This is a genomic window from Nodularia chucula CCY0103, from assembly GCF_963923915.1.
Taxonomy (GTDB): domain Bacteria; phylum Cyanobacteriota; class Cyanobacteriia; order Cyanobacteriales; family Nostocaceae; genus Nodularia; species Nodularia chucula.
Window position 1 is genome coordinate 17,635 of the sequence record NZ_CAWUOL010000034.1, and the last position, 25,804, is coordinate 43,438.

Genomic DNA, 25,804 nt, shown 5'->3' on the forward strand with positions numbered 1-25,804 from the left:
GAGGGTACAAAAATAAAGAAAATGTGACATTTTTCCTTTGATCCCTGCTGTGAAATTTGCTAATTGTCTAAATACTTTTCTGGAATTGTGGCGGGGTAAAATGTTGTATATATCATCAAGATAAAGCCTCTTGGAGCGCTCCTTTATGAACTACCGTCGCCCCCCGCATCATTTTCCAGGTCGTTGGATTGTGGCGATCGTAGCCGCCATTATTGCCACACCAGCAACGGCAGAAACATCACATTTTGGTACACTCAGCCTATCACCGGGTTTTGAGCCATTAGAAGGAAGAGTCACTGGTCACACAGGTGGTTCTTACTCCCTATCTGAGATTAGCAGACGCGATCGCGATAAAAATCCCTGCGTCGGTTTTGCTGATCCCCAGCCAGATCACATACTGACATTGACAGAAGACTTCCAGCACATCAACATCAAAGTCAAAAGTGGCGGCCATGACACAACCATACTTATTCAAGGGCCAGACGACAACACAATTCGCTGCGGGGATGACACAGGAACAAATAAAGATGCCAGTTTTGAAGACACAGACTTTAAAAGTGGCACTTATAAAATTTGGGTAGGTACTTTTAATCCTGGCATCAGGCGTAACTATACTCTTAGAGTCCAAGAAAAATAACTCAACCGCCAGAAAAAAGAACAGTTAAAAATCTTTACCCCACACCCCCCACACTTCCCACTCCCCACTCCCTACTCCCCAAATTTCAGAGTTGACACCAGGAGCGGTACTATGGAGTAGTAGCTCGTTTTGCTTTCCGAGGGTACTACATCGTGCTATCTAGACTACGCGCTGATTTTCGCATTATATTTGAACGTGACCCAGCTGCCCGTAACTGGTTAGAGGTCTTGTTTTGCTACCCAGGTTTGCAAGCCCTGCTATTCCACCGGCTGGCTCACTGGCTCTATCATCTGGGACTGCCCTTTTTTCCCCGCTTAATTTCTCACACCGCCAGATTTTTAACAGGAATCGAAATCCATCCCGGCGCAACCATTGGGAAGGGTGTGTTTATTGATCATGGTATGGGCGTAGTAATTGGGGAAACAGCCATAGTAGGTGATTATACTCTGATTTATCAAGGTGTCACCCTGGGGGGAACTGGTAAACAAACCGGCAAACGCCATCCCACAGTAGGGGAAAATGTCGTAGTTGGAGCCGGTGCAAAGGTACTTGGTAATATTCACATTGGAAATAATGTCCGCATTGGTGCAGGTTCAGTGGTGCTTCGAGATGTGCCGACAGATTGCACAGTAGTAGGCGTACCCGGTCGCATTGTCTATCGTTCTGGTACGCGAGTTGCACCCCTAGAACACAACAACTTACCCGATTCCGAAGCTGAAGTAATTCGCGCCTTAGTTAATCGGATTGAATCCTTAGAAGAACAAATCCAAAATCTCCAAAATAATCAGACTTCCCCAAAAACCCACCTTTTAGCTGTTTCTTTAGTTTCTTCTGAAAGTGATTTGTTAATAGAAGCTCCCCAATGTAACCTCCGAGACAAAGCAATTCAGCAATTTCTCGATGGAGCCGGGATTTAAAGAGGCAGGAGTGCAGGGTGCAGGGTGCAGGGGAGAAAAGACGGTAATTTCCCAATGACTAATGATTAAGGATTGATTTCTTGACTAACCCACTCTTGCTGCTCATTTACGCTGTACAGTCGGCGATTTTGGGGTTCTCCACGTAATTCTAAATGGTCTATTTCCAGTGGTTCCAGTAACAATAAGCAAAAAGTTGGCAGTGGTTGGGCAGAATTAGGTGCTGATGGCGCAAAAGCTCCTGGTTCATTTACTCTCGGTTGACTAGGATGAGGCCAAGCAAATTGTAACCGCGCTGCATCACTTAATTCTTGCCAAGTTTTTGTTCTGGCTGGTTGGAGACTGGGGTCAGAATCATCCCCTGCAATTAAAGTTAAGCAACCAGAAATGCGGAACTGTTCTCGCGTTTTGGGAAAGTACCAACAAATTTCTGCCCAAGGTTGTTTTTGTATTTGGTCAACTTTATGACTACGGGCATCAGTAATAAATTTTAACTGGTTACTATCTTCTAGAAAACCCCGAAACACTACAGTACGATTAGCAGGACGATTGTTTTCCGCCACTGTTGCCAGTTGTAGATAACGGGCATATACTAGGCTACGATTACGATGCAGTGCATGGGCGATCGCACCACGCCAAGGAGCAATGGACATTATTTGAATTGCCTACCAAAGTAAAATTTGTTTCTTAACTTCTTTAATATCTAAGTAATCTTCCATAAACCCTTTTCTTAAAAGAGCATGGGGGATAAATTGATCATATTTTTCCAGTTCTGGGGCTTCTGCGGAACTAACTAAATCTTCACCTGTAATTCTTTGTTCACACAATGAAACCAGTTCTGCTTGCAGATGTTTAAATTTATCTTTACCTAATTTAATTGTCAAATAATAAGGATTTACCCCACCAATACTATTAATTTCTAATGATTCCCGACAACAGGAATTAAGCAACCTTTCCAAAGTCCGGTAAGCTACTGTACCCATCCAAGGAAAGATACAACATTTACCTTTTTCTAATTGTAAAATATTTTTTTTATCTAATCCAGCATTACGGCTCAATTGTCTAACTAATTTTAAACGTGCTTGAGCATTATTTTGTAAGTAACTATATTCTATATCTTCCAGTAATACTTGCCGCATTCTTTGCAAAACTTTGGTATGAATACTTCCACTACCACCCCGCCAATAAATAGTAGCTTTTCCCGCTACTTGCTTTACTAAAATTACCTTTTTTTTAAACTCAATCTCTAAAACTTCCCAAGTTCTACCTGCTAAGGCGAATTGATTACCCACAGGAGTTGGTATGGCAATGCTACCAATTTCCGTTGTTCCCTGCTTAACGGTATATTCTTGATTATCAGCAAAAACCGCATAAAACTGAAATTTTCCTGCTACCTTTTCTCCAGCCAAACCAATAATTAATTTACCCCTTTCCGTGTGATGAATGTGGTCTATATCAATTAAATAGCGTAATAATAACTTAAATTCTGCTGAGGAAATAGCCCCAAAGGGTGATAAATTTAAAACCTGTTTCGCTAAAGCCGCAGGTGTCATTTCTCCTGTTGCAGCTAAAATACTCATGGTCTGATGATATAGCAAACTCCAGGGATATTTAATCGGTTCTATAGGTTCAATCCAACGTTCTTCTAAATAAAGTTGAATAATGGCAATACATTGTAAAAGTTGCCAAGGAATTTGTTCTGGTAAAGGTGCTGACCATAAAGGTTGATTTTCCCCACAGATAAAACGCATATCAGCAGCTTCGCCTCTCCTCCCACTGCGTCCTAAACGTTGTAAAAAACTCGCCACAGACAAAGGCGACTCTAACTGAATTACTCGCTCTAAATGACCGATATCTATACCTAATTCTAAAGTTAGTGTAGCCGCAGTTACCGCAGGCTTTTGGGGTTCGCGCATCGCATTTTCGGCCGCTTGGCGTAAGCTAGCAGATATACTGCCATGATGTACATGATATATATCTGGTAATGCTTGTTCTGTGGCTATTCGGCGTAATGATGCGATGACTGATTCAGTTTGGGTACGATTGTTAGCAAAAATTAAGCATTTACGAGATTTGCTGAGATTAAAAATATATTTCTCGTAAGCTGTAGACTCTAATTCATCAATTTCACTATCAAGATAAAAGTGTTCTATAGCTAACTTAATTTGCCGTTTTGCGGCGGTGATATTGGGAGTAATTACAGGCTTGTCAGTTCCAGAACTTAACCACTCTTCCGCCATTACATAGTTACCCAGGGTTGCTGATAAACCAATGCGGCGGGGTTGGGTATTTGTAACCTTGGCTAAACGTTGTAATTGGCAAATAATCTGACAACCACGTTGAGAACCCATAAAGGAATGGATTTCATCAATGATCACAAATCGTAAATCACCAAATAAACGGATTAAATCATGATGTTTATTAATTAATAGGCTTTCTAAAGATTCCGGTGTAATTTGCAGAATACCTTGGGGATTTTTGATGAGTTTATTTTTGCGACTTTGGGCTACATCTCCATGCCAGTGATATGCTGGGATATCTGCTGTTTTTAGCAAGTCGTTAAGGCGTTCAAATTGGTCATTAATTAAGGCTTTGATGGGACCAATATATAATACGCCGATGCTATTAGCGGGTTTTTCATGTACTAGAGTTAAAACTGGTAAAAAAGCTGCTTCTGTTTTTCCCGCCGCAGTTGCTGCCGCAATTAGCAAATGAGAATCAGTGTTAAATATAACTTCACACGCCGCTATTTGTACTGGTCTTAATTCAGTCCAGTTGTGAAGGTAGATGTACTCCTGGATAAAGGGTGCAAGTCTGGAAAAAGTCATTAGTTATTATTAGTCATTGATTATTGGGAAATTACCGTCTTTTCTCCCCTGCGCCCTGCACCCTGCACCCCTGCTTCTTTCCCCACTCCCTACTCCCCACTCCCTTTTGCCAGAAATTTCTCCACACTCCGCACAAATATTTCTACACCCATTGCTAAAGCGGTTTCGTCAAAATCAAATCGGGGGTGATGATGGGGATAGGCTAAATTTTTCTCAGGGTTGGCAGATCCCAGGAAGAAGTAACAACCAGGCACTTCTTGTAAGAAAAATGACATATCTTCACCACCCATTGTTTGGCATTCTGGGACAATACCCATAGGGGTTTCAATCACTTCTTCTGCTACTGACCTGACTAGTTCCGCTATACTTGCATCATTGATGACTGGTGGATAAAGACTCCAGTATTCTAAGTCATATTTTGCACCATGACTTTGACAAACTCCGGCGATGATTTGCTCAACTCTTTGGTTAAAAAATCCTTTAAAATTAGGGTTGAAATACCTGATAGTACCACTCATGCGGGCTTTATCGGCAATGATATTCAGCTTGCTGCCGGCATGAAGTTCGCCCACTGTCACGACGGCTGAATCAATGGGGTTAACGTTACGGGCGACAATTGTTTGTAGGGCATTGACAATTTGGGCGGCAACGACGATAGAATCAATGGTTTGATGCGGCATAGCACCATGTCCACCTTTACCCAAAATGGTGCAGTTAAAGCATTCTACAGATGCCATTAAGGCCCCAGCCCGGACACCAACTGTCCCCAATGGTAAATTATTCCATAAATGTAAACCGATAATTGCATCCACATCAGGGTTTTTCAGTACCCCGGCTGCAATCATGGGTTGTGCGCCCCCTGGCCCTTCTTCGGCGGGTTGGAAGATCATTTTCACCGTTCCGCTAAAGTTGTGCCGATGCTGATGTAAATAGTAAGCTGTACCCAGTGCGATCGCAGTATGTCCATCATGTCCACAAGCGTGCATGACTCCATCATGTTGCGATTTATAGGGAACGTCATTCAGTTCTTGAATTGGCAAAGCATCCATATCAGCCCGAATTGCCAATACTTTTTCCGCACCGGGTTTATTTCCTTTAATAATAGCCACAATACCAGTTTGAGCTATACCAGTTTCATGCTCAATTCCCCATGTTTGCAACTGCTGGGAAACCAACTCAGCTGTGAGTTTTTCTTTAAACCCCAACTCTGGTTTTTGATGCAGTCGTCGTCGCCACTCTACCAATCGCGGTTGCAACGAGCGAATTTCCAGACGAACGCGAGATAAATCTACAGAAGAGTTGGGAAAAGTGGAAACCATGATGAAAATAAGCTCGTTTCAGTAAAGCTAACTGAGGATATTTTCCCAGTTTAATCCTTCCCAAAGAGTTCAGCGCACATAGTTATAGCAGGGGGGAGTGTGGGGAGTGTGGGAGGTGTGGGAGGAAAGATTTTTAGTTTCCAATACCCAGTCCCCAATACCCAATACCCAATCCCCAGTCCCCAATCCCCAGTCTCCAGCTACGCATCGGCGGTTAACCTTTCCCAATCCAGGTTAGATGCTACTTCCGCGAGTTTATCTAAGTCTTCTAAATTATCTAAATAAGGCAAACAACCCAAAACAGGTATATTGGTCAGAGATTGAATTAAATCTGATGGTGTCCAATCCGCGATTTCCGCCTCTGTACGGGGTTGTACACAGTTAAGCACAATACCTTTGAGATTCACTTTCAATTGCCTGGCTAATGCCACATTTGCTACAGCTTGCGCGATCGCACCTAATCGGACTGGGACTACTAATACTGTAGGTAAACGCCAATCACCGGCTAAATCCGCCACCGTCAACTCATCAGTAATCGGTGAACCTAAACCACCTAAAGCTTCTACTAAAACGAAATCACGCTGCGATCGCAATTTAGAAAAAGCTTGCCAAACCACCCCCAAATCCACGGTACGATTTTCCTTAGCGGCAGCGATGGGAGGGGCGAGGGGTGCATCAAAATACAAAGGTGTAATTTCCTCAGCAGATTGTTGTAAAGAAAATAACTTTTGATATAATTGGCGATCGCCTATCCCCGACTGAATCGGCTTCATAATTCCCCAAGTACGCTGGGGGTAATACTTTTGGAAATAGGCAGCCAAAGCCGTAGTTAAAACAGTTTTACCAGCCTCAGTATCAGTACCAGTAATCAGTAATGTATTCAACAATCGAAAGCACTCCTCTTTGATTTCCTTTGGCGTTCAACATTGCTTTTTTCCACTCCCCACCTATTTTTAGAGGATGTTTGAAAAGTATCGGGCGAATATAATTCGCTACTACACAAACGAAGTCCGCCTGCGCGGACTAACGGTAAATCGATCTTTTTGAACCCACGAAGGTGGGTTTTGTCTGTGTAGCCGCGACTTCTAGTCGCCAAGGTAAGTAATAAATTAGACTTTTCAAACATCCTCTTATAGAGATTCACACTCACCTTTAGTCACATGGTGGCGATAGCGAAACATAGCTTCTAACTGGGCTTGTATTAGCCAACCACTGATAAATTCCACAGTGCTTCCCCCAGGCATAGAAAAAGCAACAACATCAGTTAATTTAGTTTTACCATTTTCCGGCTGAAATTCATGGCGATGTACCCAAGAATCAAAAGGCCCAGATATGAGTTGATCAATAAATAGGCGATTTTTTTCGCATTCAATGTGACGGGCTAACCAAGTTAAAGGTAATGGCCCTAGAAACAGGCGAAATTCCGTAATAGCGCCCACTTCCAGCCCACCTTCCCGACGTACTACTTTCACCGGTTGCCAAGGTGGGTTAAGAACTTGCAAAATATCTGGTCTTTCGTGGAATTTCCACACTACTTCTACTGGCGCATTAATGATTGAGGAATGTTGAAAGTGCAGCATGGAAAGAACAACCTAAAATCTAGCCTTCGCAATCAGTATTAATCTCAATTTCTAAAGTATCTTCATCAACCGATACATATAAAATATTCGGGTTGCAGCAAACTTGACAATCTTCAATATAAGATTGTTGTAACCCCGCACTTAAATCGATAAAAGTTAAGTTGGGTTCGCCGCAATAAGCGCAGTAGTATTCAGCAGTATTTTGCATTCAATGGCTGTAGTTCTGGGGGTGTGGAGCGGAAATGAGTTGTAGCTTCCGCTAAGTGCTTTAGTAGTGTAGACTGTGGCAGAGGCCCTTGCAAGTGATGCCAAGGTAATGTTTGCTCTGTTGACCAGTGGCTGTGAACGTAATACTCTAAGTCTGGTATTTGTCCTTTGAGTTGTTTAAAAGCTCGTTTGTAGCTACCTAAAGAATCACCAAACTCACGAGTTAATTCTAACAGTTGCGACAGTCGGCGATCGCCTCTAGATAGCAAAGCCTGGATAATTGACCAATTATAGCTTTCTGGGCGAAATTCTATTCCCTGGGGTTTTAGCTGTTTTTGCAGCATCTGTAACCGTTTTTCCGCTTGACGATTTACCCCAAACCATTGAAATGGCGTGTGTGCCTTGGGAACAAATGTACTACATCCAAAAGTTAACCGCAAACCGGGGGCGGCTTTTTTAATACTCCGCATCATCGCCACAGTTTCCTCTAAATCCTCTGGTTCTTCACCGGGGATACCAGCCATACCGTAGAGTTTTAAAGCTTTTAATCCTCCAGCCTTGGCATTGATGGCAGCTTGGATGATTTGATCATTATCCAGCTTTTTATTCACGATTTGGCGGAGTTTATCAGAACCACTTTCTACAGCAATAGTAAGCGATCGCGTGTCTCGTTTCGCCAAAGTTTCAGCTAAATGCACAGTTACGGTATTAGTTCGCACCGAAGCAATACTCAAACGCACATCATCATATTTCGGCTGACTAATATAATCTAACAAAGCCTCAAACTCTGGGTGTTGAGTCACCGAAGCCCCCAATAAACCCAGACGGTTTGTGACAGCTAAACCTTTTTCAATAGCCGGAATTAACGACTCTTCCAGGCTGGCTGTTCTAAAAGGTAAAGTCAGATAACTAGCCATACAAAAGCGGCACATTTCCGGACAACTCCGCACCACTTCCACCATATAAATATTTTCCCAAGCCGCTTTTTCCGTCACCACAGTCGAAGTAGATAAAGTATTTCCTCGGTAAGTTTGCTTCTCCACCACGGCGGGAACCTCTGGGAAAATCGGTTTAATTGACTTCACCTCCCCATCTGGGGCGTGATATTCCACCGCATACAAACTGGGAACATAAATTCCGGGGACTTGCGCCAATGCTTGCAATTGAATTTCTCTAGAAGCGGTTCTGACTTCCTTATAAGTCTCAATAAAATTCGGTAACAGATGTTCTCCATCACCCAATAAAATCACATCAAAAAAGTCTGCAAAAGGTTCAGGGTTAGCAGTGAGAACCGGGCCACCACCAAAAACTAGAGGATGAGAATCATCACGAGAAGTCGCCCTAATCGGAACTTCTAGAGATTCCAATAAATTTAAAATATTGCCATAATCCAGTTCCCAGGAAATAGAAAACCCTAAAATTTCCGGATTTCTGGGTAATTGTTCTTGAATATCAGTAAATAAGCGACTCACCTGCACATCTTCCCGCATCGCCAAAGTTGCCCATACCACCTGATAGCCGAGGCTAGTAATACCCACCGTGTACTCATTAGGAAAGGCGAAAATTAGCGGGATAGCATCACTATTAGGAGTTGTGGGGGTGAATAATAGGCGTTCCGAGGCAAATAAGGTCATATTAATTCGTAATTCGTAATTCGTAATTGAGAAGTTGGATAATTGGTTTCAATGGGTGTGTGATAGAAAAATGGTTATCTATATTTAATTTTAAGCCATAGAATTATGAAGTTGAAAAATAAGGTGAAGCTGTTAGCCAGAATAATTGGTACAGATTTGAGAACAATTCCATATATTAACCATAAGAAAAGACCACTAATAAATGTAATTAGCATCAAGTAAGACACATCTTTGGCTGATTTGCTTTGCCATGTTTTCCACATTTGGGGTAGAAAAGCACTAGTTGTTAAAGTAGCAGCACACAATCCTAATATTGTGATCAATTCCATATTGGCAGAGATACCTGGGAAATATATAGCAATTATATCTAAGTTACGAAAATAATTTTTAAACGCACCGGCAATATGTCAAATTGCAGTGATGTTTAATTATTACTTTTTAGCTGTAACTGGGATTTTCTACAATCTAATGTTTTCTATATATGTTAACCATTTATCAAAATGCTGACACTGTTGACGAATTATATCTAATCCCATATCTATGGCAATTAGAGATCGATGTAAGGGTTTATTATAGCTAGGACAACAACTGATAATTCTTTTTGATGGTGCTGTCATCGGACTATCATTGATATGTTCCGGTGAAGGAAAAAAATCACGCTCACGCTGTAGCTTGTCTACTATGCTTTGATCAAACCATTCCTTAAAAGCATTGGGATTACTGTACAATAGTCCCTCAAATTCATGCAGTATTAAGTTGGGAATAAGGTTTTGATGTCCAATATCTTCCCTCATTGCTTGTTCCAGATGTTCAGCTTTTGTGAATGGGTCATTAGTATTTGGTAAAGAATCTTTTCCAGGAAAGTCTTTTGGTAATGCATACAAATCAAACATTGTCGTGACCAATGCAGAACTATCTTCTGAGCATTTTATATGCAATTGCCTTTTGATTTTCTCGTAGCTGACTATACCACCTTTACTGGTTGAGCTAGTTCGCACCAAGATGGGATTCAGGTAAATATTTTGTCGCTGAAAGTGGTCATAAAGTAATTCTCTCACAAAAGTTTCTTCTGTCTGTCCTTCCACAAAAATATTGACTCGCATCATCGTGAAGGTCTACCTCCCAGGATGTTCTTTTTCCATAACTCTCCTAAGCTGTAGTCTTCTAACCACTCATGCAAATCATCTTCATTCAATCTGCGGAGTAATGATTTTCCATCCTCTCTATCCACAACAATTACATCTTTAGCATCAAATTCATTTAGCAATTCTACCGATTGAGTGGAAACAATAACTTGTTTTTCTCTAGAATTTGCACGCATTAAAGATGCTAGTACAGTAATTGCATAAGGGTGTAAACCTAACTCAGGTTCATCAACCAAAATGGTTTCTGGTTGCAGATAAATGGGTTGTAAAAATACCGTTGCTAAACAGATAAAACGCAAGGTTCCATCAGAAAACAGATGAGCTTTAAAGGGAATATCTTGACCTTGTTCAAACCATTCTAGTTCTATTACTTCCTTATTTCGTGGAGAAGTTCGTAAACAAAACTCTCCAAAAAAAGGAGCGACGAGTCTAATTGTTTTAATGATTCGTTGATAAGAATCAGGATAATTTTCTTTTAATAAATATAAAAAAGCAGCTAAATTACTGCCATCTGGACGCAGGTAAATATTATCATTAATACTATGTGGTTGCTTCACATAAGCAGTGTCGCTCGTATCATGGAAATGGTAAACCCGCCATTGTCGCATAGCAGGTAATATGTATTCGTCAATTTGAGTTTTATTACCCTGGAAAGCTTTAGTTTCAAAATGACCACTGCCTATTTTACGCCCACCGCCCATCTTCCACCAAAAAGACTCTTCGGAAAACATGAGACGATTATCTTGAGTTGGTTCAAAGGTGGCAAAATATGCGTTGTTGCCAAAGTAAAGCTGAATTTCTAGTTGTTTGGTTTTTTTTCGCCCAAAATGTAAGATTGTATCTGGTCCACCTTGGCGACTTACAAAAAGTTGCAACTGTTCATCAAGTATTTGTTGCACCATGCGAAAAAAGCCGATAAAGTTAGATTTACCAGCACCATTACAGCCAATAAGTATATTGAGTTGAGAAAGCTGGATGTCACATTCGGCGATGGATTTAAAACCCTTTATAATAATTCTTGATAGTTGCTTTTCACTGCTCAAATTTGTCATGAAACAGTCTCCTAATTTTTCTGTAGAGGTGCTTCGAGTTAAACTAAGAAACTGGGGTCAAGAATTTGCTCAATTATAAACAGACATTCAGCCGGAAAGGTTTCTGCTGATATTTGAGTTTCTTTCGCTGCGTCTCGACAAGCACGACGATAGTATTTTTTTCTCCATACTGAATCTTGAAGATAACGCTGTAAACTGGGAGTATCTTCTAAGCAATCTTGAATTTGATTACGGCAGTTAGAAAGGGTACTATCCCAGCTTTTGGTTCGGCGTTTTGGCTGATACTGGCATTTGAGTAAGTGCATTAACAGCACCTGTAAATAGCTGCCGAGTTCTTTCTGTTCACTACGCCCTAAAGCCTCTATTTCCTCTACCAAGTTTTCAATATCTAATTCAGTCCAATGTCCTTTTTTCAACAACTCGGCTTGTTGTTCCGTCCACAGGAGAAAATCTTGTTCATAACCAGTTTCTTGACTCATCCTCAAATTACGAATTACAACACCTGACACTGCCCATGATTGCGTAATAAATGGTCACATAATACTAATGCTACCATCGCCTCAACCATTGGCACTGCACGGGGTAAAACACAAGGATCATGCCTACCTTTAGCGGCTAATACTGTTTCTTCACCTTCTTTAGTAACTGTTTTTTGCTCTTTTCTAATAGTAGCGGTGGGTTTAAATGCAACTCTTAAAACAATATTTTCACCGTTAGAAATTCCCCCTTGAATGCCTCCAGAACGGTTGGTGACGGTGCGAATTTCTCCGTTTTCATCAATATAAAATTCGTCGTTATGTTCAATTCCTGTTAATAGTGTTCCCCCAAAACCGGAACCAATTTCAAAGCCTTTGCTGGCGGGAAGAGACATCACACCTTTGGCAATATCTGCTTCTAATTTATCAAAGACTGGTTCGCCTAAACCTTTGGGAACGTTGCGGGCGACGCATTCTACTACACCACCGATGGAATTACCTTGTCTACCAATTTCTTCTATTAATGAAATCATGCGATCACAACATTCTACATCGGGACAGCGCACAATGTTACTTTCTACTTGTTCTAAGGTAACGGTGTTGGGGTCAATTACCCCTTCTAAGTCTTTAATCCGCTTGACGTAACCGATGACTTCTATATTACCAAATTGACGGAGAATTTTTTTTGCGATCGCACCTGCGGCTACTCTCCCTATTGTCTCACGGGCTGAGGATCTGCCGCCACCTTGCCAATTACGAATCCCATATTTAGCATCATAAGTTGCATCGGCGTGGGATGGGCGATAGGTTTGCGCCATCTCGTCGTAGTCTTGGGGACGGGTATCTTTATTCCGCACCATAATGGCGATAGGTGTTCCCAAGGTTTTCCCGTTAAATACTCCAGAAAGGATTTCGCAAGTATCGGCTTCTTTGCGGGGTGTGGTGATTTTGCTTTGTCCGGGTCGTCTTCTGTCTAGTTCTAGTTGAATTTCTGCGGCTGTAATTTCTAGTTGAGGTGGACAACCGTCAATTATTACTCCGACTCCGCCGCCGTGTGACTCTCCAAATGTTGTGATGCGAAATAAATGTCCGAAGGTATTGCCCATGATGTTGAGGAAAAAAAGTGAGGCTTTTGTATTGTACCGAATGTTATTGCTTTGGTTGAGGGAATTTTGATAACGAACCGCCAAGTCGCCAAGTACGCCAAGGGAGGGGAGAGGGTTTGTTAAGGTTTTAAGTTTGCACTCATTAGGTCTTCCAGGTTTGTGCCTAATTTACGGCAAATTTCATCTACTGGTAAGTCGTTTGGTTCTATTCCAAAGGGGTTTTCTATTTGGTTGGCTATTTCTTCTACCCCTAGTAAAATAAAGCTGATAATGGTGACGATTGGGCCTGTCCACCAGTTTAAATCATATACTAATTGTAAGGGTAAGATTAAGCAATATATTAATAAGACTCGCTTGAGATAAATTGTATAAGCTAAGGGTACTGGTGTTGTTAAAATTCGTTCACAGCCAATGAATCCTTCTACCATTTTATCTAGGTTGGTGTTCATTTCAATTAGTTCTAAGGTAGTAAGAATATTTTGCTTTTCTTGCTGTTTAAGATAATCTCCAATCCACAATACAATTTTCAATGGGGGGCTGTTTGTGTCTTTCAGTTCTAAATATTTTTCTGGTGTGAGTAAGGCTGCTAATTCATTATTTACAGGTAAACGTCGCAGTTTTAATTTTGTGGCGATCGCAAATGCTGTTAACATTTTGATAGCTGCTTTTTTCTGTTGTTGTTCACTGGCTGATCTATCGCTAACCGATAGCCGAATTTTTCTCCCTAAGTTTAAACTATTAATCACAATTGTTCCCCAGATTTGCCGACCTTCCCAATATCTGCTATAGGCTGTATTAGTCCGAAATACCATTAACAAACCTAAAACCAAATTATAGGCGACATTGGTAATTACACTACTAAAAATTGGCTGGGGAAAACCATAACCGTAGTAATGAATTACAGATATGATAAATCCTAAACCACCACATAAAATTAGGCGGGGAAGAATTACTGGGACGACAGAACCTTTAATTTGTAAAGCCACTTCCAACCAACTTGGTTTTTTTACAATCATCTACATATTGCGCTAAGTATTGGCAGAACGACCAAAAAAGCCGCTCTGTAGTTCATTTATTTCTAGAAATTTTATTCTAAATCCCGATGAGTAAAGGATTTAGCATTTACTCCTGTGTAATTAGCCACAATATGACCTTTGCCAGTCATTTGATATTTGTAAGTAACTAATCCTTCCAAACCAACGGGACCACGAGGAGGCATTTTTTGGGTACTAATTCCCACTTCTGCACCGAAACCATAACGGAAACCATCAGCAAAACGGGTAGAACAATTATGAAATACTCCGGCTGCATTTACCATACCAAAGAATGTTTCTACATCTGCTAAATCTTCTGTGATGATAGCTTCAGTATGACCAGAACCATATTCATTAATATGTGCGATCGCATCTTCTATGGAGGCTACAATTTTAATGGCTAAAATCAAATCACTATATTCTGTTTCCCAATCTGTGGCTGTAGCTGGGGTGATTTCTGGTAATATCTCTAAAGTGCGTTCATCACCTTTTAACTCTACATCAACTTTATACAAAGCTTCAGCAACTTTTGGTAAAAACTCTGAGGCTATAGATTGATGGACTAATAAAGTTTCCACCGCATTACAAGCAGCAGCATATTGAATTTTGGCATCAACAGTAACTGTAATCGCTTGAGCAATATCAGCCGCTTTATCTATATATAGATGACAAATTCCCTCGGCGTGTCCTAATACTGGAATCCGCGTATGATCCTGAACAAACTGCACAAAAGAATTGGAACCTCTGGGAATAATTAAGTCTACATATTTATCTAACTTTAACAGTTCTAGTGTTTCTTCTCTAGTAGTTAATAACTGCACCACATCTGAATTAACAGCAGTTGCAGATAATCCTTTTTTAATGGCTTTGACAATGGCTTCACAAGAACGCATCGCTTCCTTTCCACCCTTGAGAATCACACCATTACCGGATTTAATTGCTAAAGAAACAATTTGAATCGCAGCTTCTGGACGGGCTTCAAAAATAATTCCCAACACACCCAAAGGACAAGTTATGCGCTTGAGAACTAAACCTGTATCCAACTCCCGGTGAATCTGCACACTACCCACCGGATCAGCTAGTTTAGCCACATCTCGCACCCCGGCGATCGCATCCCTTAATTTATGTTCATCTAGCTGCAACCGTTTATACAGTGGTTTGGCAATACCTTCAGCAGATGCAGCTTCGCAATCAGCGATATTTGCCTGTAAAATCTCGTCCTGAGCTAATTCTAAGGCTTGGGCGATCGCTTCTAACGCTTGATTTTTCCCTTCAGTCCCCAATAATGCCAACTTACTTGCAGAGGCGCGGGTTTGTTGGGCGATCGCAATTAATGAAGAAGCATCTTGAACAATAGTCATATCACAAAACTTAGCTTTTTCCCCATCCTATCAAGGTTCGCAAGAGGATGAAATAATATACCAATGGGATTATCCGTAAACTTTTGTATTTTATCTGGATTAAGTTTCCGTAATTGTCATGACACAGGTTGGATCTATGGAGTATTAAGGAATAAAATACTACTCCTTCAGAAAGGGTATACTATGTCATTGCAATCTGGATTAGAAGCCTTTCAAGCAAAACGTTATCAGGAAGCGGTGGAATTACTGGAACAATTCAGCCGTAATTGCATAGATCAAAATTCCTCAGATTATCTTTCCGCACAGATGTGGCTAATCAAAGCCTATAAAGCTACGGGGGAAATGGAAAAAGCTACTATCCTCTGTCAAAGGTTAATGGCCAGTGACAACCTCAACGTGCGAACATGGGCAGAAAAAGCCAGTCAATATTTGACTTCCAAAACAGTCAACCAGCCTAATTCTACAGAGTCAGAAAACCAGCCCAAAACGATGGAAAAAGCCGGACGCGCCGCCGCTACAGGTGTAAAAATCGCAATGGGGAGTGTAGGTGGTAACTTAGTTTTAGCTTCTGCTGTCACCATGACCTTGATGTTTGGCATGGTCTTAGTATTAGGCTTAAACTTAGTCTTCATTCTCGGTAGTGACAATCCCTCACAAGGGTTATTCTTCGCCATTACCATCACCATTCTCTTTAATATCGCCGCCTTTTTCTTTTCTCCCTGGTTCATGGATATCACCCAAGGCTGGCTGTACCAGAGACGCTGGGTAGACTTAGCAGAAGTAGAAAGCCTCAGCCCAGAAACAGGGAGAATTATTCGTCAAATCTGCCGAGATAAAAATCTCAAAACCCCCCGGTTAGGAATCATTGACGACCAAAATCCTACCGCTTTTACCTATGGTTCCTTACCCAACAGCGCCCGGTTAGTAGTCAGTCAGGGACTTTTCACCTACTTAGATGATGATGAAATTGCTACCGTTTACGCCCATGAACTAGGACACATCGTCCATTGGGACTTTGCTGTAATGACCGTTGCATCTACCCTCGTCCAGATTTGCTATCTAATTTACTCCACAGCTAGGCGCTTGGGTCGTGGCGGTGGCGATAACAAAATTAAAGGTGCGGCGCAAAATGCAGCTTTCATGGCTTACGTGTTTTATATTGTCGGAACATATTTATTACTCTACCTCTCCCGCACCAGAGAATACTTTGCCGACCACTTCGCCGCCGAAAGTACAGGGAACCCCAATGGCTTATCCCGCGCTTTGGTGAAAATTGCCTATGGAATTTTAGAAGAAGGGACACGAGAAAAAGAACCTAGCAAGCTGATTGAAGGTACTCGCGCCTTGGGAATTTATGATGCTAAAGCCGCAACATCCACCGGAACCGCCTATAGAGTTGCATCTGACCCCAGCAAAATTGGACGGGTATTTTTATGGGATATGTTTAACCCCTGGGGCTGGTGGATGGAATTAAATTCTACTCACCCATTGACAGGTAAACGGGTTCGTGCATTGAGTACCTATGCCGAACAGTTAGGTTTACCAACTGAATTTGACATGGGAAGAGTCATCGGCGAAGGTAAAACTCTGAATAAACAGAAGTTGTACGGTAACTTCTTCTTAGACATAGTTTTATACTGTGGGGAAACTATTGGTTTCTTCGCTGGCTTGGCAATTGGTATCATCTTGTTAAACCCAAGTTTAATCATAGGTGCGCCATTGATCGGCTTAGGTATAGGAATCCTGATCAAAACCTTAGTCACCTTCCCCAACTACCAGCAAGCACCAGCCACCGACGTTCTCACCTTAATGTCCGACCCCTACGCTAGTCCTTTACGGGGAAAACCGGCAAAACTATCAGGTTCACTGATTGGGCGGGGTGACGCTGGTTATAAATTTGGTTCCGATTTAAAAATCCAAGACCGTAACGGTATGCTATATCTGCGCTACAGTTCCCGCTTTGGTCCCATTGGTAACTTCTTATTTGGGATGAAACGAGTCCAAAGCCTGATTGGTCAACAAGTCGGGGCTGTGGGTTGGTTCCGTCGCGGTGTCGCACCTTGGATGGATTTAATTCAACTGGAAAGTGACAATGGCACAATAGTGAATAGTTACCATCGCTTTTGGTCATTCATTATGGGCGGTGGATCGATTATCTTGGGAATATTCCTAGTTGTCTCTGTGAATTTTTAGCACCTCTTGTCTCTGTGGTCAAATCAATGATTTTTCAACGGAGACACCAAGGCGGAACAGAAAAAACCAATACACCTAAGTCAAGACCGTTACAATGAAATTATAAAACTATCACTGCTCTTTGGCTAATTGGGCTTTAGCCTGCTGCCAGAGAGACTCAATCTCATCCAAACTGTAATCAGCAAGGGGGCGATCAATAACCGCCTCCATTTTTTGTAACCTCTGCACAAAGCGTTGATTTGTCCCCTGTAACGCTGCACTAGGGTCAATATTATGCCAACGCGCCAACTGCATCACTGCAAATAATAAATCACCCAACTCCGCTTGTTGACGTTCCGGGGTTTCCTCAGCCACAGCTTGTTGAAACTCGCCCAACTCCTCATGAAACTTCGCCCAAACCCCGTCAATATTTTCCCATTCAAAGCCGATATCCGCCGCCTTTTGGGAAATCTTCATCGCCGCTATTAACGGAGGAAGAGTGCGACTATAACGATCTAACTTAGCACTGAATTGATGCTTCTCTGAAACTTCCCCCTTCTCCTGTGCCTTAATCGCCTCCCAATTTTGGCGAACTTCATCTACACCCGACACCGCCACATCACCAAAAACATGAGGATGACGACGAATCAACTTTTGAGAAATTCCCTTAGCCACATCCTGCAAATTAAACCCACCCGACTCCCCAGCAATTTGGGCTTGAAGAACCACCTGCAAAAGTAAATCCCCCAACTCCTCCTTTACCTCTGACTCATCCCCGCCTTGAATCGCCGCCACCACCTCATAAGCCTCCTCAATCACATAAGGAATCAGACTTTCCGGCGTTTGTGCCAAATCCCAAGGACAACCCCCATCAGGCGATCGCAACTTAGCCACCACCTCAATCAACTCTTCTAAAGCATCCAAACTCTCATCCATAAAAAAACCTCCGCGTACTTCACCGAGAGACTCAGATCCCCGACTTCTTGAACAATTCGGGGATATTTATTTGGGTTCGTGATTTTCACTAAATTTAAGCAAATATTGGGAAAATTAACTAGTTAATATCATGAAAATTTAAATAATTTTTTTTACTGGATTAACTCAATTGTGTCTTCTTTGAGTCATAATAACAAAAATAGTTGCTATTTATACATTAAATCGTGATCGAAACTAAACTGAACTTAAAAAAAGTTGAAACTCCAGTAAATCCAGTAAATCCAATATTTGCCAACCATGAAACTTTTCATCCTCGTTTTGGTTGGTTGAAAAAAGGATTTGATGCGGTGAAAACAAATTCGGGAATTTTCTTACAAGATGATGCACCTGTCCGTTTGGGTGTGGGTAAGAATATGGTACGCTCTATGCGTTATTGGTGTAATGCTTTTAACATTATTGATAAAAATAATTCCCCAACAATTTTTGGTGAGCAACTTTTGGGAAACAATGGATGGGACCCTTATTTAGAAGACCCTGCATCATTATGGTTATTACATTGGAATTTGTTAAAACCTACTTGTGAAGCTGCTGCTTGGTATTATATTTTTAATATATTTCGGGATTCAGAATTTACAAAAGCAGATATTTTAGCAGGACTGAACGAGTATATAGACAAGTTCACTAAAAATATTGCGGAATCTTCGTTTATAAAAGATGTAAATTGTATTTTACGAATGTATGCTTCACAAGATTTTATGGGCAATAATAGCCCCATTGAAGATTCTATGGATTGTCCTTTTAATGAACTTGGTTTAATTCGTACTTTTGGTAAGAATTATCAGTTTAAAATTGGAACTAAAACGAATTTACCAGCAGAAATTATAGTTGCTGCTTGTTTGGAATATGCGGCTTGGGCAGGTAGTACAAAAACAATTGCTATTTCTCGTTTACTTTATGATGAAGGTAGTCCGGGAATGGTGTTTAAATTAACTGAAAATGTTTTGTATGAAGCTATTGAAACAGTTATTCAAAAGTTTAAGGTGCTAATTCTTTCTGATACCGCAGGGTTAATTCAGTTATCTTTTACTGAAGAACCAGATATTTTAACTCAAGAAGTTTTAGGAAAGTATTATAATTCTTGATACAGCAGATGGGAATTAAAGATGAGCGAACGCAGATGTAGACGCGTTAGCGGCTTCTCGCAGAGTACACAAATGAACGCAGATAACTATAGACTAGGAAATCCTATAAAATAATTAAGTAAAGTTATGACTAACAAAAAATTATCCCATTATTTCACCCTTGAACGTCGCTATACTCGTTCAATTAATTTAGAAAGAGATTTAGAAAGTGTGGAGGCTTTAGAGGGTTATATTCTGACTCAAAGAGCGATTGAATCTCTAGGACGCATTGTTAATACTTTTAATTCTGATGTAGGAAGTAGAGCTTGGACTTTAACCAGTGTTTATGGTACTGGTAAATCTGCTTTTGCTCATTTCATTATTTAATTTCTCTTGCTGCTGGTTCTCAGAGTAGAATGCACAGGACAGCTTTATCTATAGCTGAGGAAGCATTGGGAAGAGAGAGTAATATTTATCAATCAATTCAAGAAAAAACTAATTCTGTAGGATTAATTAGGGCTGTTGCTACGGGACAAAGAGAACCAATTAGTCATACTGTTATTCGGGCTTTATTAATCGGTGTTAATAATTTTTGGAATCTGACTGAGATCAACAATATTAATGTTGTTCAAAAATTGCTAGATTTAGAGATTGAAATTAATGCTGGTAGAGCGGTTGATAGTAAAGAAATTCCTAGTTTGGTTTTAGAACTGGCTCAGGAATCTCAAACGGGGATTTTACTGGTTATTGATGAACTGGGTAAGAATTTAGAGTATGCTTCTCATGAGCAAGGGGCTGAAGATTTATATGTTTTACAACAATTAGCTGAATTACCCAAAGATAGCAAAACTCCTGTTTATATTTTAGGGATTTTACATCAAGCTTTTGCCGAATATGGGCAACGATTAGCTGCTGTTCAACGTAATGAATGGGCGAAGATTCAAGGAAGATTTGAGGATATTCCTTTTGCGGAATCATCTGGGCAAATGATGCGGTTAATTGGTCAAGCAATTGACTCTTCAGCATCTGAAAAAATTAGCTGTGCTATTCATAGTAATGCTCAGGAGTGGTTTCAACATTTGGAATCACAGATTATTGGTGAAGAAGTCACTGATAAGGTGATTGAGGCAGTTTATCCGCTACATCCTTTATCGGCTTTGGTTTTACCAACTCTCTGTCAACGTTATGCTCAAAATGACCGTTCTTTATTTACGTTTTTAACGAGTAGTGAACCTTTATCTTTTCGCAATTTCTTAGAGGAAGTCACGGTTGCTGATGACAGCTTTCCTACTCTGAAATTATATCGAATTTATGACTATTTCATTGAAGCTGCCGGTATGGGTTTAGCTTCTCGTCCTAATTTGCAAAGATGGGTAGAAATTCAAGATTTAATTAGTGATGTTAAACGCTTAGAAGAAGATAGTCTGAGGGTACTAAAAACTATTGGAATTTTGAACCTGATTACTATTACGGGTTCAATGAGAGCGACTAGAACTTTAGTCTGTTTAGCAATGTGCGATTCTCCCTCAGCAGCACAGATTAATTATTGGCAAGAAATTATTGATAAATTGCTGAATCAGAATTTAATTACTCATCGTCGTCAATTAGATGAATTGCGGATTTGGCAAGGTTCTGATTTTAATGTTGATAGTGAGTTATCTAATTATATCGAACAAGAGCGATCGCCTTTAGTAAAACTTCTATCTTTGCACCGTCCTCTCAGACCTTTAGTAGCTCAACGTCACAGTTACCAAAAGGGGACTTTACGTTATTTTGAACGCCATTATTTAGATAAATCCCACGATTTGCAGCAATTAAGTTGTAGTAGCGTTGATGCGGATGGTTTTGTGGGGTATTGGGTAGATGAAGAAATTCCTGATGCTGTTCCTTCCACAACGAGCGATGGTAAACCCTTAGTAATTTTGAGTGCAGCGAATTTAGCTATTTTGAGGATTCGCACCCTAGAATTTGTGGCTTTGAATAATATCAAAAAAACAGCCAAGGAATTACAAACAGATGGGGTGGCGAGAAAAGAGGTAAATTATCGTTTATTAGAAGCTGAACAATCTTTAGATGAAAACCTCAGTCAATCTTTTAGTATTGGGATAAATCAGCGCTGTTGGGTAGAAGGAAAACTCACCAAACTCAATAATGTTACTGATTTTAATAGCAAACTTTCTGATATTTGCGATCAGGTTTATCATCAAAGTCCCATTCTCTGGAATGAATTAATTAACCGTCGAGATTTAACCTCTCAGGGGACAAAAGCTAGACGAGAATTGATTCAGGCTATGTTAGAACATCAAAATGAGGAGAGATTAGGGTTAGAAGGTTATGGTCCCGAAGTTTGTATGTATTATTCTCTGTTAGAACAAACCGGGATTCATCAACAGGAAGATGATTATTGGGACTTTTTACCACCATTAGAAGATTCGGGTTTAAATTCTCTTTGGGAAGTGGTAGAGGATTTTTGTTTATCAGCGACGGAAAAAAGCCAAACTTTTGATTTAGTTTATCAACGTTTAGCCGCACCTCCTTATGGTGTTAAACAAGGTGCAATTCCTGTGATTATAGCGGCGGTGCTGTTATATCACGCTGATGATTTGGGAGTGTATCAAGATGGAACATTTATTCCAGTTTTAGGAACAGAACATTTTGAATTATTAGTCAAATATCCTGAACGTTTTGCAGTTAAGTATTTTGCAGTTTTAGGATTAAGGGCGGAAGTATTCAAGTAAGCGTTCAGGGGGTGTAAAGAAGAAGAAAACAACCCCCAAAATCAAGCAATCAAATTATGCAGCTTTCGACAAGTCAGAACCATCAGAACAAGCAGTAGCTTCTGGAAGCAGAGAAGGAGTGGCTGTACTACCACGAGCAGCAACAAAAGCCTGAGTCATAAACTCCAAAACATTACGCTTTTGGGACTTAAGCGTTGTGACCACAGTCAACATCCGAGCTACAAAATTGCTACCCGCTTCAGTCTGAGAACCGAAACTAGTCCGTCGCCAGATCACGGCGGGACGAATAGCTCTTTCAGCAGCATTATTAGTGGGTTCAACCCCAACAGTTGTCACAAACAACCACATCGCAGATTCAACCTTTAAAAGCTGGCGGCAAGTACGAACAGTTTTGGACAAGGGTGTTTTTTCCCGATAGCTAATCTCATGGTCGGCGGCTTCTTGTAAGGAAACTAGGACTTGCTCCCGAATATCTGTGACTAACTTCACAAATTCATCACGGGACAGAGTACCATCTCGGACTCGATGCCATAACTCAAATAATTTTTCCTGTTGTTTAACCAGTGCAGTTCCTAATTCAGCCGAGACTCCAGGACGTTCCGATATTTTGATAAATTCCCGTCGCAGGTGCGCCCAACACAATTGCCGACGTTCTAAGTCTACCCAGTTGTAAGCACCATGACGGTCGGAGTTTAAAATTCCATTGAAGTTTTCACCCAATAAATTCTTTGCCCCTTGGGTACAACGGGTGAGGGCTATTTCAAAAAATGTCACTAAGGGCGTAACTGCAACCCATAACCAAGCTTTTCTCTGTTCAGGATTAAACCCGTCAATATTTCCTTGATTAAAGCTGGTTTCATCGGCTCCGACGATGTTTGCGTTTTGAATATATCGTTTGGCTTCATCTACGCAGGCTGCCACTGAGTTGCTCGCTTCGAGCCTGAGTTTGTTGACGGTTCCCAACGATATTGAGATTCCAAACACCTCTTGCATGGCACTTTGTACCATTCTTTGACTATTGCGATATACTCCACTCAGCAATGCTACTAGAGCTACTACTCTTACCCCGTAACCACTTGGGTTCACATCGAATGGTAATATGGCACGGGTCTTTGTGCCACATCCAGTACAGGTCAATTGATGCAAACGATGCTCTATGATTATGGGACTGATGGGTGGTATTTCTACTATCTGGTGACGATAGGGGTTTGTATCAACTCCAGTCAGGGTGGCTCCACAATTTGCACATTCTTCTGGATGATGGTTTATTACTTCGCTACATTCTTCGATTGGGTATAAATCTCGGCTCTTTCCTTTGTGACCTGGCTGTCCCCCTCGCTTTTTACCGCTTTTGTGTTTTGCAGGCTTTTTTCCAAATCCCGGTGGGTCACTTGATGGTGGTGATGATGAGTTAACCGAAGTCCGATTAATTTTTTCTAATAATTGTTCTTGAACTGTCAGGACTTGAGTTAATTTCTTTGACTGTTGTTCTATTTGCTGCGCCATCTCCTCCACCAGTTTTTTGACGCTGGTTGGAGTTTTTCCCCAATCTTCTGGGGGTATCTGTTCTAAGTGATTGACGCAAGTAAATTCCATGTCACTTAATTTATCAGATTTTGGGGGGAATTTTTGGCTATCTCTCTACTACCCCCCTGAACGGTTACATCTTTACTAGAAGATGGAAAAACTATTACACAACTTAAAGAAGAACTAGAACAAGAAGAAGATCCAAAAAGTTCACTTATAGTTATTGCTGATAAAATTAATAGCCAACTCAGTTTTATTCGTGGTTTCATTAAAGCACAGACAAAAGGCACTCGTACCCCCCCCAAAGCGCCATGACCTTAACACACCAGAAAAAGTAGCCACAACTATCACCCAAGAACGTAAATTACAAGGTCATAAAGGCAAAAGTGATGAAGATGAACAATTACCAAAAGAAGAAAGAAAACAAGTTATTAAAGAAACTTTAAAAGAAGAAGGGGTTGCTGAATCACAAGCAGAATTATTAGCAGCAACAACTGTAGATGATGGCTTAAAATATACTTTTGCCCAATCTGCCCTTGATAGTTCCGCTTTTTTCTCCGTCAAACCTAGAGGTGGCGCAATTATTGTTACTTTGAACACCAATCATCCGGCTTATCAAAACTTAGTAGAAATTTTAGAAGAGGATGTAGATAAAGCCGATATAGATACTTTACGTTCAAGGTTAACTAACTCCTTAGATGGGTTAAAATTACTATTAATGGCATGGGCTAGATATGAAGATGAACAGCCTGAAGGAAAACGTAAAGATCATGCCCAAGATACTCGCGTTGATTGGGGGAGAGTTGCCAGAAGATTTTTAGAGAATGAGTTATGATGAAAACTCCCGCAGAGGCGCAGAGGCGCAGAGAGTTTGGAGAGATTTTATGATAATTCTCTGCGTTACTCCGCGTTACCTTTGCGTACCTTTGCGTTTAAAAAAATGACTAGACAAGAAAAGATAATTTATCTTGATTATCATGCAACTACTCCCGTTGATTTGAGAGTAGCAGAAAAAGTCATGTATTATATGACTACTGCTTTTGGTAATGCCAATAGTGTAGATCATATATATGGAGATGAAGCAGCAAAAGTTGTTAAACAAGCCCGTCAACAAATAGCCGAATTAATTAATGCTTCCCCCAAGGAAATTATTTTTACCTCTGGTGCAACGGAAAGTATTAATTTAGCAATTCAAGGTTATGTTTCCCAACAAAATCACTCATGCAAAATTATTGTTTCTCCTGTTGAACACAAGGCGGTTTTAGATACTTGCGCTGCTTTAGCGAAAAAAAAGTTAGTGGAAATTGTTTGGTTAAAGGTTAATCAACAAGCTCAAATCGATTTAAACTATCTGGAAAAAGTCTGCGCTGAAGGTGCTTCTTTGCTGTGTGTGATGGCTGCTAATAATGAAGTGGGTACAATTTATCCTACTGCAAAAATTGGTGCGATCGCATCTTCCTACAATATTCCTTTCTTATGTGATGCTTCTCAAGCAGTGGGTAAAATTCCTCTCAACTTTCAAGACTGGGGTATTACCTATTTAGCTATTTCTGGACACAAACTTTATGCGCCCAAAGGAGTTGGTGCATTAGTCGTGAAAAAAGGTCATTACCTGCAACCTATCATATATGGTGGTGGACATGAACAGGGAATTAGATCAGGTACGCTGAATGTCCCCGGAATCGCTGGTTTAGGTGAAGCTTGTCACTGGAGACGCTTGGAGATGGAAGCAGATGAACAGGCGATCGCACTTATGCGAAACCAACTCCAAAACTTGCTACAATCACAAATACCTGGCTTAGTAATTAACGGAGACTTAAACAACCGTTTATCAGGTAACTTACATATTTCTATCCCAAATATTCCTAATAGTGCGATTATTGCGAGAGTTCGCCATCAATTAGCCATTTCTACAGGTGCGGCTTGTTCTTCCGGTATTGTTGCACCCTCTCACGTTTTACAACAGGGTTAGCGCGTCTCAAACCCTATTGACAGTGGGATTCTAGGAGAGGATTGA

At 40.8% G+C, this 25,804-nt stretch carries 24 protein-coding genes; 8 read left to right on the forward strand and 16 right to left on the reverse strand.

The annotated features are described in order from the left end of the window. Positions 1-145 precede the first annotated feature (145 nt). Positions 146-637 carry a hypothetical protein gene (locus ACM0OP_RS11635; RefSeq protein WP_414528569.1) on the forward strand — a complete coding sequence of 164 codons (492 nt, stop codon included), beginning with the start codon at positions 146-148 and terminating at the stop codon, positions 635-637. Between the two features lie 152 nt (positions 638-789). Further along, on the forward strand, positions 790-1,554 hold the full coding sequence (gene cysE / locus ACM0OP_RS11640) for a serine O-acetyltransferase (protein WP_414528570.1): 765 nt from the start codon (positions 790-792) through the stop codon (positions 1,552-1,554). Between the two features lie 65 nt (positions 1,555-1,619). Here cysE and ACM0OP_RS11645 read toward each other — a convergent pair whose 3' ends face one another. The 14 genes from ACM0OP_RS11645 to ACM0OP_RS11710 all read right to left on the reverse strand — a co-directional run bounded on the left by ACM0OP_RS11645 (position 1,620) and on the right by ACM0OP_RS11710 (position 15,293). Next, positions 1,620-2,204: an Npun_F5749 family FMN-dependent PPOX-type flavoprotein gene (locus ACM0OP_RS11645; protein ID WP_414528571.1), complete on the reverse strand. Its 585-nt coding sequence runs from the start codon at positions 2,202-2,204 to the stop codon at positions 1,620-1,622. 12 nt (positions 2,205-2,216) lie between these two features. Beyond that, a complete protein-coding gene (locus ACM0OP_RS11650; RefSeq protein WP_414528572.1) occupies positions 2,217-4,379 on the reverse strand; it encodes a DEAD/DEAH box helicase in 2,163 nt (720 codons plus the stop codon). A gap of 89 nt (positions 4,380-4,468) precedes the next feature. Further along, entirely contained in the window at positions 4,469-5,698 is a 1,230-nt protein-coding gene (locus ACM0OP_RS11655) for a M20 family metallopeptidase (protein WP_414528573.1), read from the reverse strand. A gap of 200 nt (positions 5,699-5,898) precedes the next feature. Further along, entirely contained in the window at positions 5,899-6,582 is a 684-nt protein-coding gene (gene bioD, locus ACM0OP_RS11660) for a dethiobiotin synthase (RefSeq protein WP_414528591.1), read from the reverse strand. Positions 6,583-6,828: 246 nt separating this feature from the next. Further along, positions 6,829-7,278 (reverse strand): SRPBCC family protein, encoded by a 450-nt coding sequence (locus tag ACM0OP_RS11665; protein ID WP_414528574.1) that lies wholly within the window; start codon positions 7,276-7,278, stop codon positions 6,829-6,831. 19 nt (positions 7,279-7,297) lie between these two features. Next, positions 7,298-7,486 (reverse strand): CPXCG motif-containing cysteine-rich protein, encoded by a 189-nt coding sequence (locus tag ACM0OP_RS11670; RefSeq protein ID WP_414528575.1) that lies wholly within the window; start codon positions 7,484-7,486, stop codon positions 7,298-7,300. Then, positions 7,470-9,119 carry a B12-binding domain-containing radical SAM protein gene (locus ACM0OP_RS11675; protein ID WP_414528576.1) on the reverse strand — a complete coding sequence of 550 codons (1,650 nt, stop codon included), beginning with the start codon at positions 9,117-9,119 and terminating at the stop codon, positions 7,470-7,472. The genes ACM0OP_RS11670 and ACM0OP_RS11675 overlap by 17 nt, the downstream gene beginning before the upstream one ends. A 74-nt stretch (positions 9,120-9,193) precedes the next feature. Then, positions 9,194-9,448: a SemiSWEET transporter gene (locus tag ACM0OP_RS11680; RefSeq protein ID WP_414528577.1), complete on the reverse strand. Its 255-nt coding sequence runs from the start codon at positions 9,446-9,448 to the stop codon at positions 9,194-9,196. Between the two features lie 129 nt (positions 9,449-9,577). Beyond that, on the reverse strand, positions 9,578-10,225 hold the full coding sequence (locus tag ACM0OP_RS11685; protein ID WP_414528578.1) for a DUF4276 family protein: 648 nt from the start codon (positions 10,223-10,225) through the stop codon (positions 9,578-9,580). Continuing rightward, entirely contained in the window at positions 10,222-11,316 is a 1,095-nt protein-coding gene (locus ACM0OP_RS11690) for an AAA family ATPase (RefSeq protein ID WP_414528579.1), read from the reverse strand. The genes ACM0OP_RS11685 and ACM0OP_RS11690 overlap by 4 nt, the downstream gene beginning before the upstream one ends. A 38-nt stretch (positions 11,317-11,354) precedes the next feature. Next, the gene (locus ACM0OP_RS11695) at positions 11,355-11,795 is read right to left on the reverse strand and encodes a DUF29 domain-containing protein (RefSeq protein ID WP_414528580.1); all 441 of its coding nucleotides are present in this window, start codon (positions 11,793-11,795) and stop codon (positions 11,355-11,357) included. 14 nt (positions 11,796-11,809) lie between these two features. Then, positions 11,810-12,898, reverse strand: a complete 1,089-nt coding sequence (gene aroC / locus ACM0OP_RS11700) for a chorismate synthase (protein ID WP_414528592.1) — start codon at positions 12,896-12,898, stop codon at positions 11,810-11,812. 119 nt (positions 12,899-13,017) lie between these two features. Then, a complete protein-coding gene (locus tag ACM0OP_RS11705) occupies positions 13,018-13,914 on the reverse strand; it encodes a bestrophin family protein (RefSeq protein ID WP_414528581.1) in 897 nt (298 codons plus the stop codon). A gap of 71 nt (positions 13,915-13,985) precedes the next feature. Then, the gene (locus tag ACM0OP_RS11710) at positions 13,986-15,293 is read right to left on the reverse strand and encodes a glutamate-5-semialdehyde dehydrogenase (protein WP_414528582.1); all 1,308 of its coding nucleotides are present in this window, start codon (positions 15,291-15,293) and stop codon (positions 13,986-13,988) included. A gap of 183 nt (positions 15,294-15,476) precedes the next feature. On the opposite strand from ACM0OP_RS11710, the gene ACM0OP_RS11715 reads away from it, so the two are divergent. Next, positions 15,477-17,486 carry a M48 family metalloprotease gene (locus ACM0OP_RS11715; RefSeq protein WP_414528583.1) on the forward strand — a complete coding sequence of 670 codons (2,010 nt, stop codon included), beginning with the start codon at positions 15,477-15,479 and terminating at the stop codon, positions 17,484-17,486. A 111-nt stretch (positions 17,487-17,597) separates the two neighbouring features. Here ACM0OP_RS11715 and mazG read toward each other — a convergent pair whose 3' ends face one another. After that, positions 17,598-18,401 (reverse strand): nucleoside triphosphate pyrophosphohydrolase, encoded by an 804-nt coding sequence (gene mazG / locus ACM0OP_RS11720; protein ID WP_414528584.1) that lies wholly within the window; start codon positions 18,399-18,401, stop codon positions 17,598-17,600. Positions 18,402-18,625: 224 nt separating this feature from the next. Between mazG and ACM0OP_RS11725 the strand changes: the two genes are divergently transcribed. The 3 genes from ACM0OP_RS11725 (at position 18,626) to ACM0OP_RS11735 (ending at position 22,260) form a co-directional block, all read left to right on the forward strand. Further along, positions 18,626-19,543: a DUF4007 family protein gene (locus tag ACM0OP_RS11725; protein ID WP_414528585.1), complete on the forward strand. Its 918-nt coding sequence runs from the start codon at positions 18,626-18,628 to the stop codon at positions 19,541-19,543. Positions 19,544-19,669: 126 nt separating this feature from the next. Beyond that, positions 19,670-19,909: a hypothetical protein gene (locus ACM0OP_RS11730; RefSeq protein ID WP_414528586.1), complete on the forward strand. Its 240-nt coding sequence runs from the start codon at positions 19,670-19,672 to the stop codon at positions 19,907-19,909. Positions 19,910-19,938: 29 nt separating this feature from the next. Beyond that, positions 19,939-22,260 (forward strand): hypothetical protein, encoded by a 2,322-nt coding sequence (locus tag ACM0OP_RS11735; protein ID WP_414528587.1) that lies wholly within the window; start codon positions 19,939-19,941, stop codon positions 22,258-22,260. A 54-nt stretch (positions 22,261-22,314) separates the two neighbouring features. Here the strand turns inward: ACM0OP_RS11735 and tnpC are convergent, their stop codons facing one another. Beyond that, the gene (tnpC, locus tag ACM0OP_RS11740) at positions 22,315-23,856 is read right to left on the reverse strand and encodes an IS66 family transposase (RefSeq protein ID WP_414528588.1); all 1,542 of its coding nucleotides are present in this window, start codon (positions 23,854-23,856) and stop codon (positions 22,315-22,317) included. Positions 23,857-24,046: 190 nt separating this feature from the next. Between tnpC and ACM0OP_RS11745 the strand changes: the two genes are divergently transcribed. Further along, positions 24,047-24,622, forward strand: a complete 576-nt coding sequence (locus ACM0OP_RS11745) for a hypothetical protein (RefSeq protein ID WP_414528589.1) — start codon at positions 24,047-24,049, stop codon at positions 24,620-24,622. A gap of 105 nt (positions 24,623-24,727) precedes the next feature. After that, on the forward strand, positions 24,728-25,759 hold the full coding sequence (locus ACM0OP_RS11750) for a cysteine desulfurase family protein (RefSeq protein ID WP_414528590.1): 1,032 nt from the start codon (positions 24,728-24,730) through the stop codon (positions 25,757-25,759). Positions 25,760-25,804 lie beyond the last annotated feature (45 nt).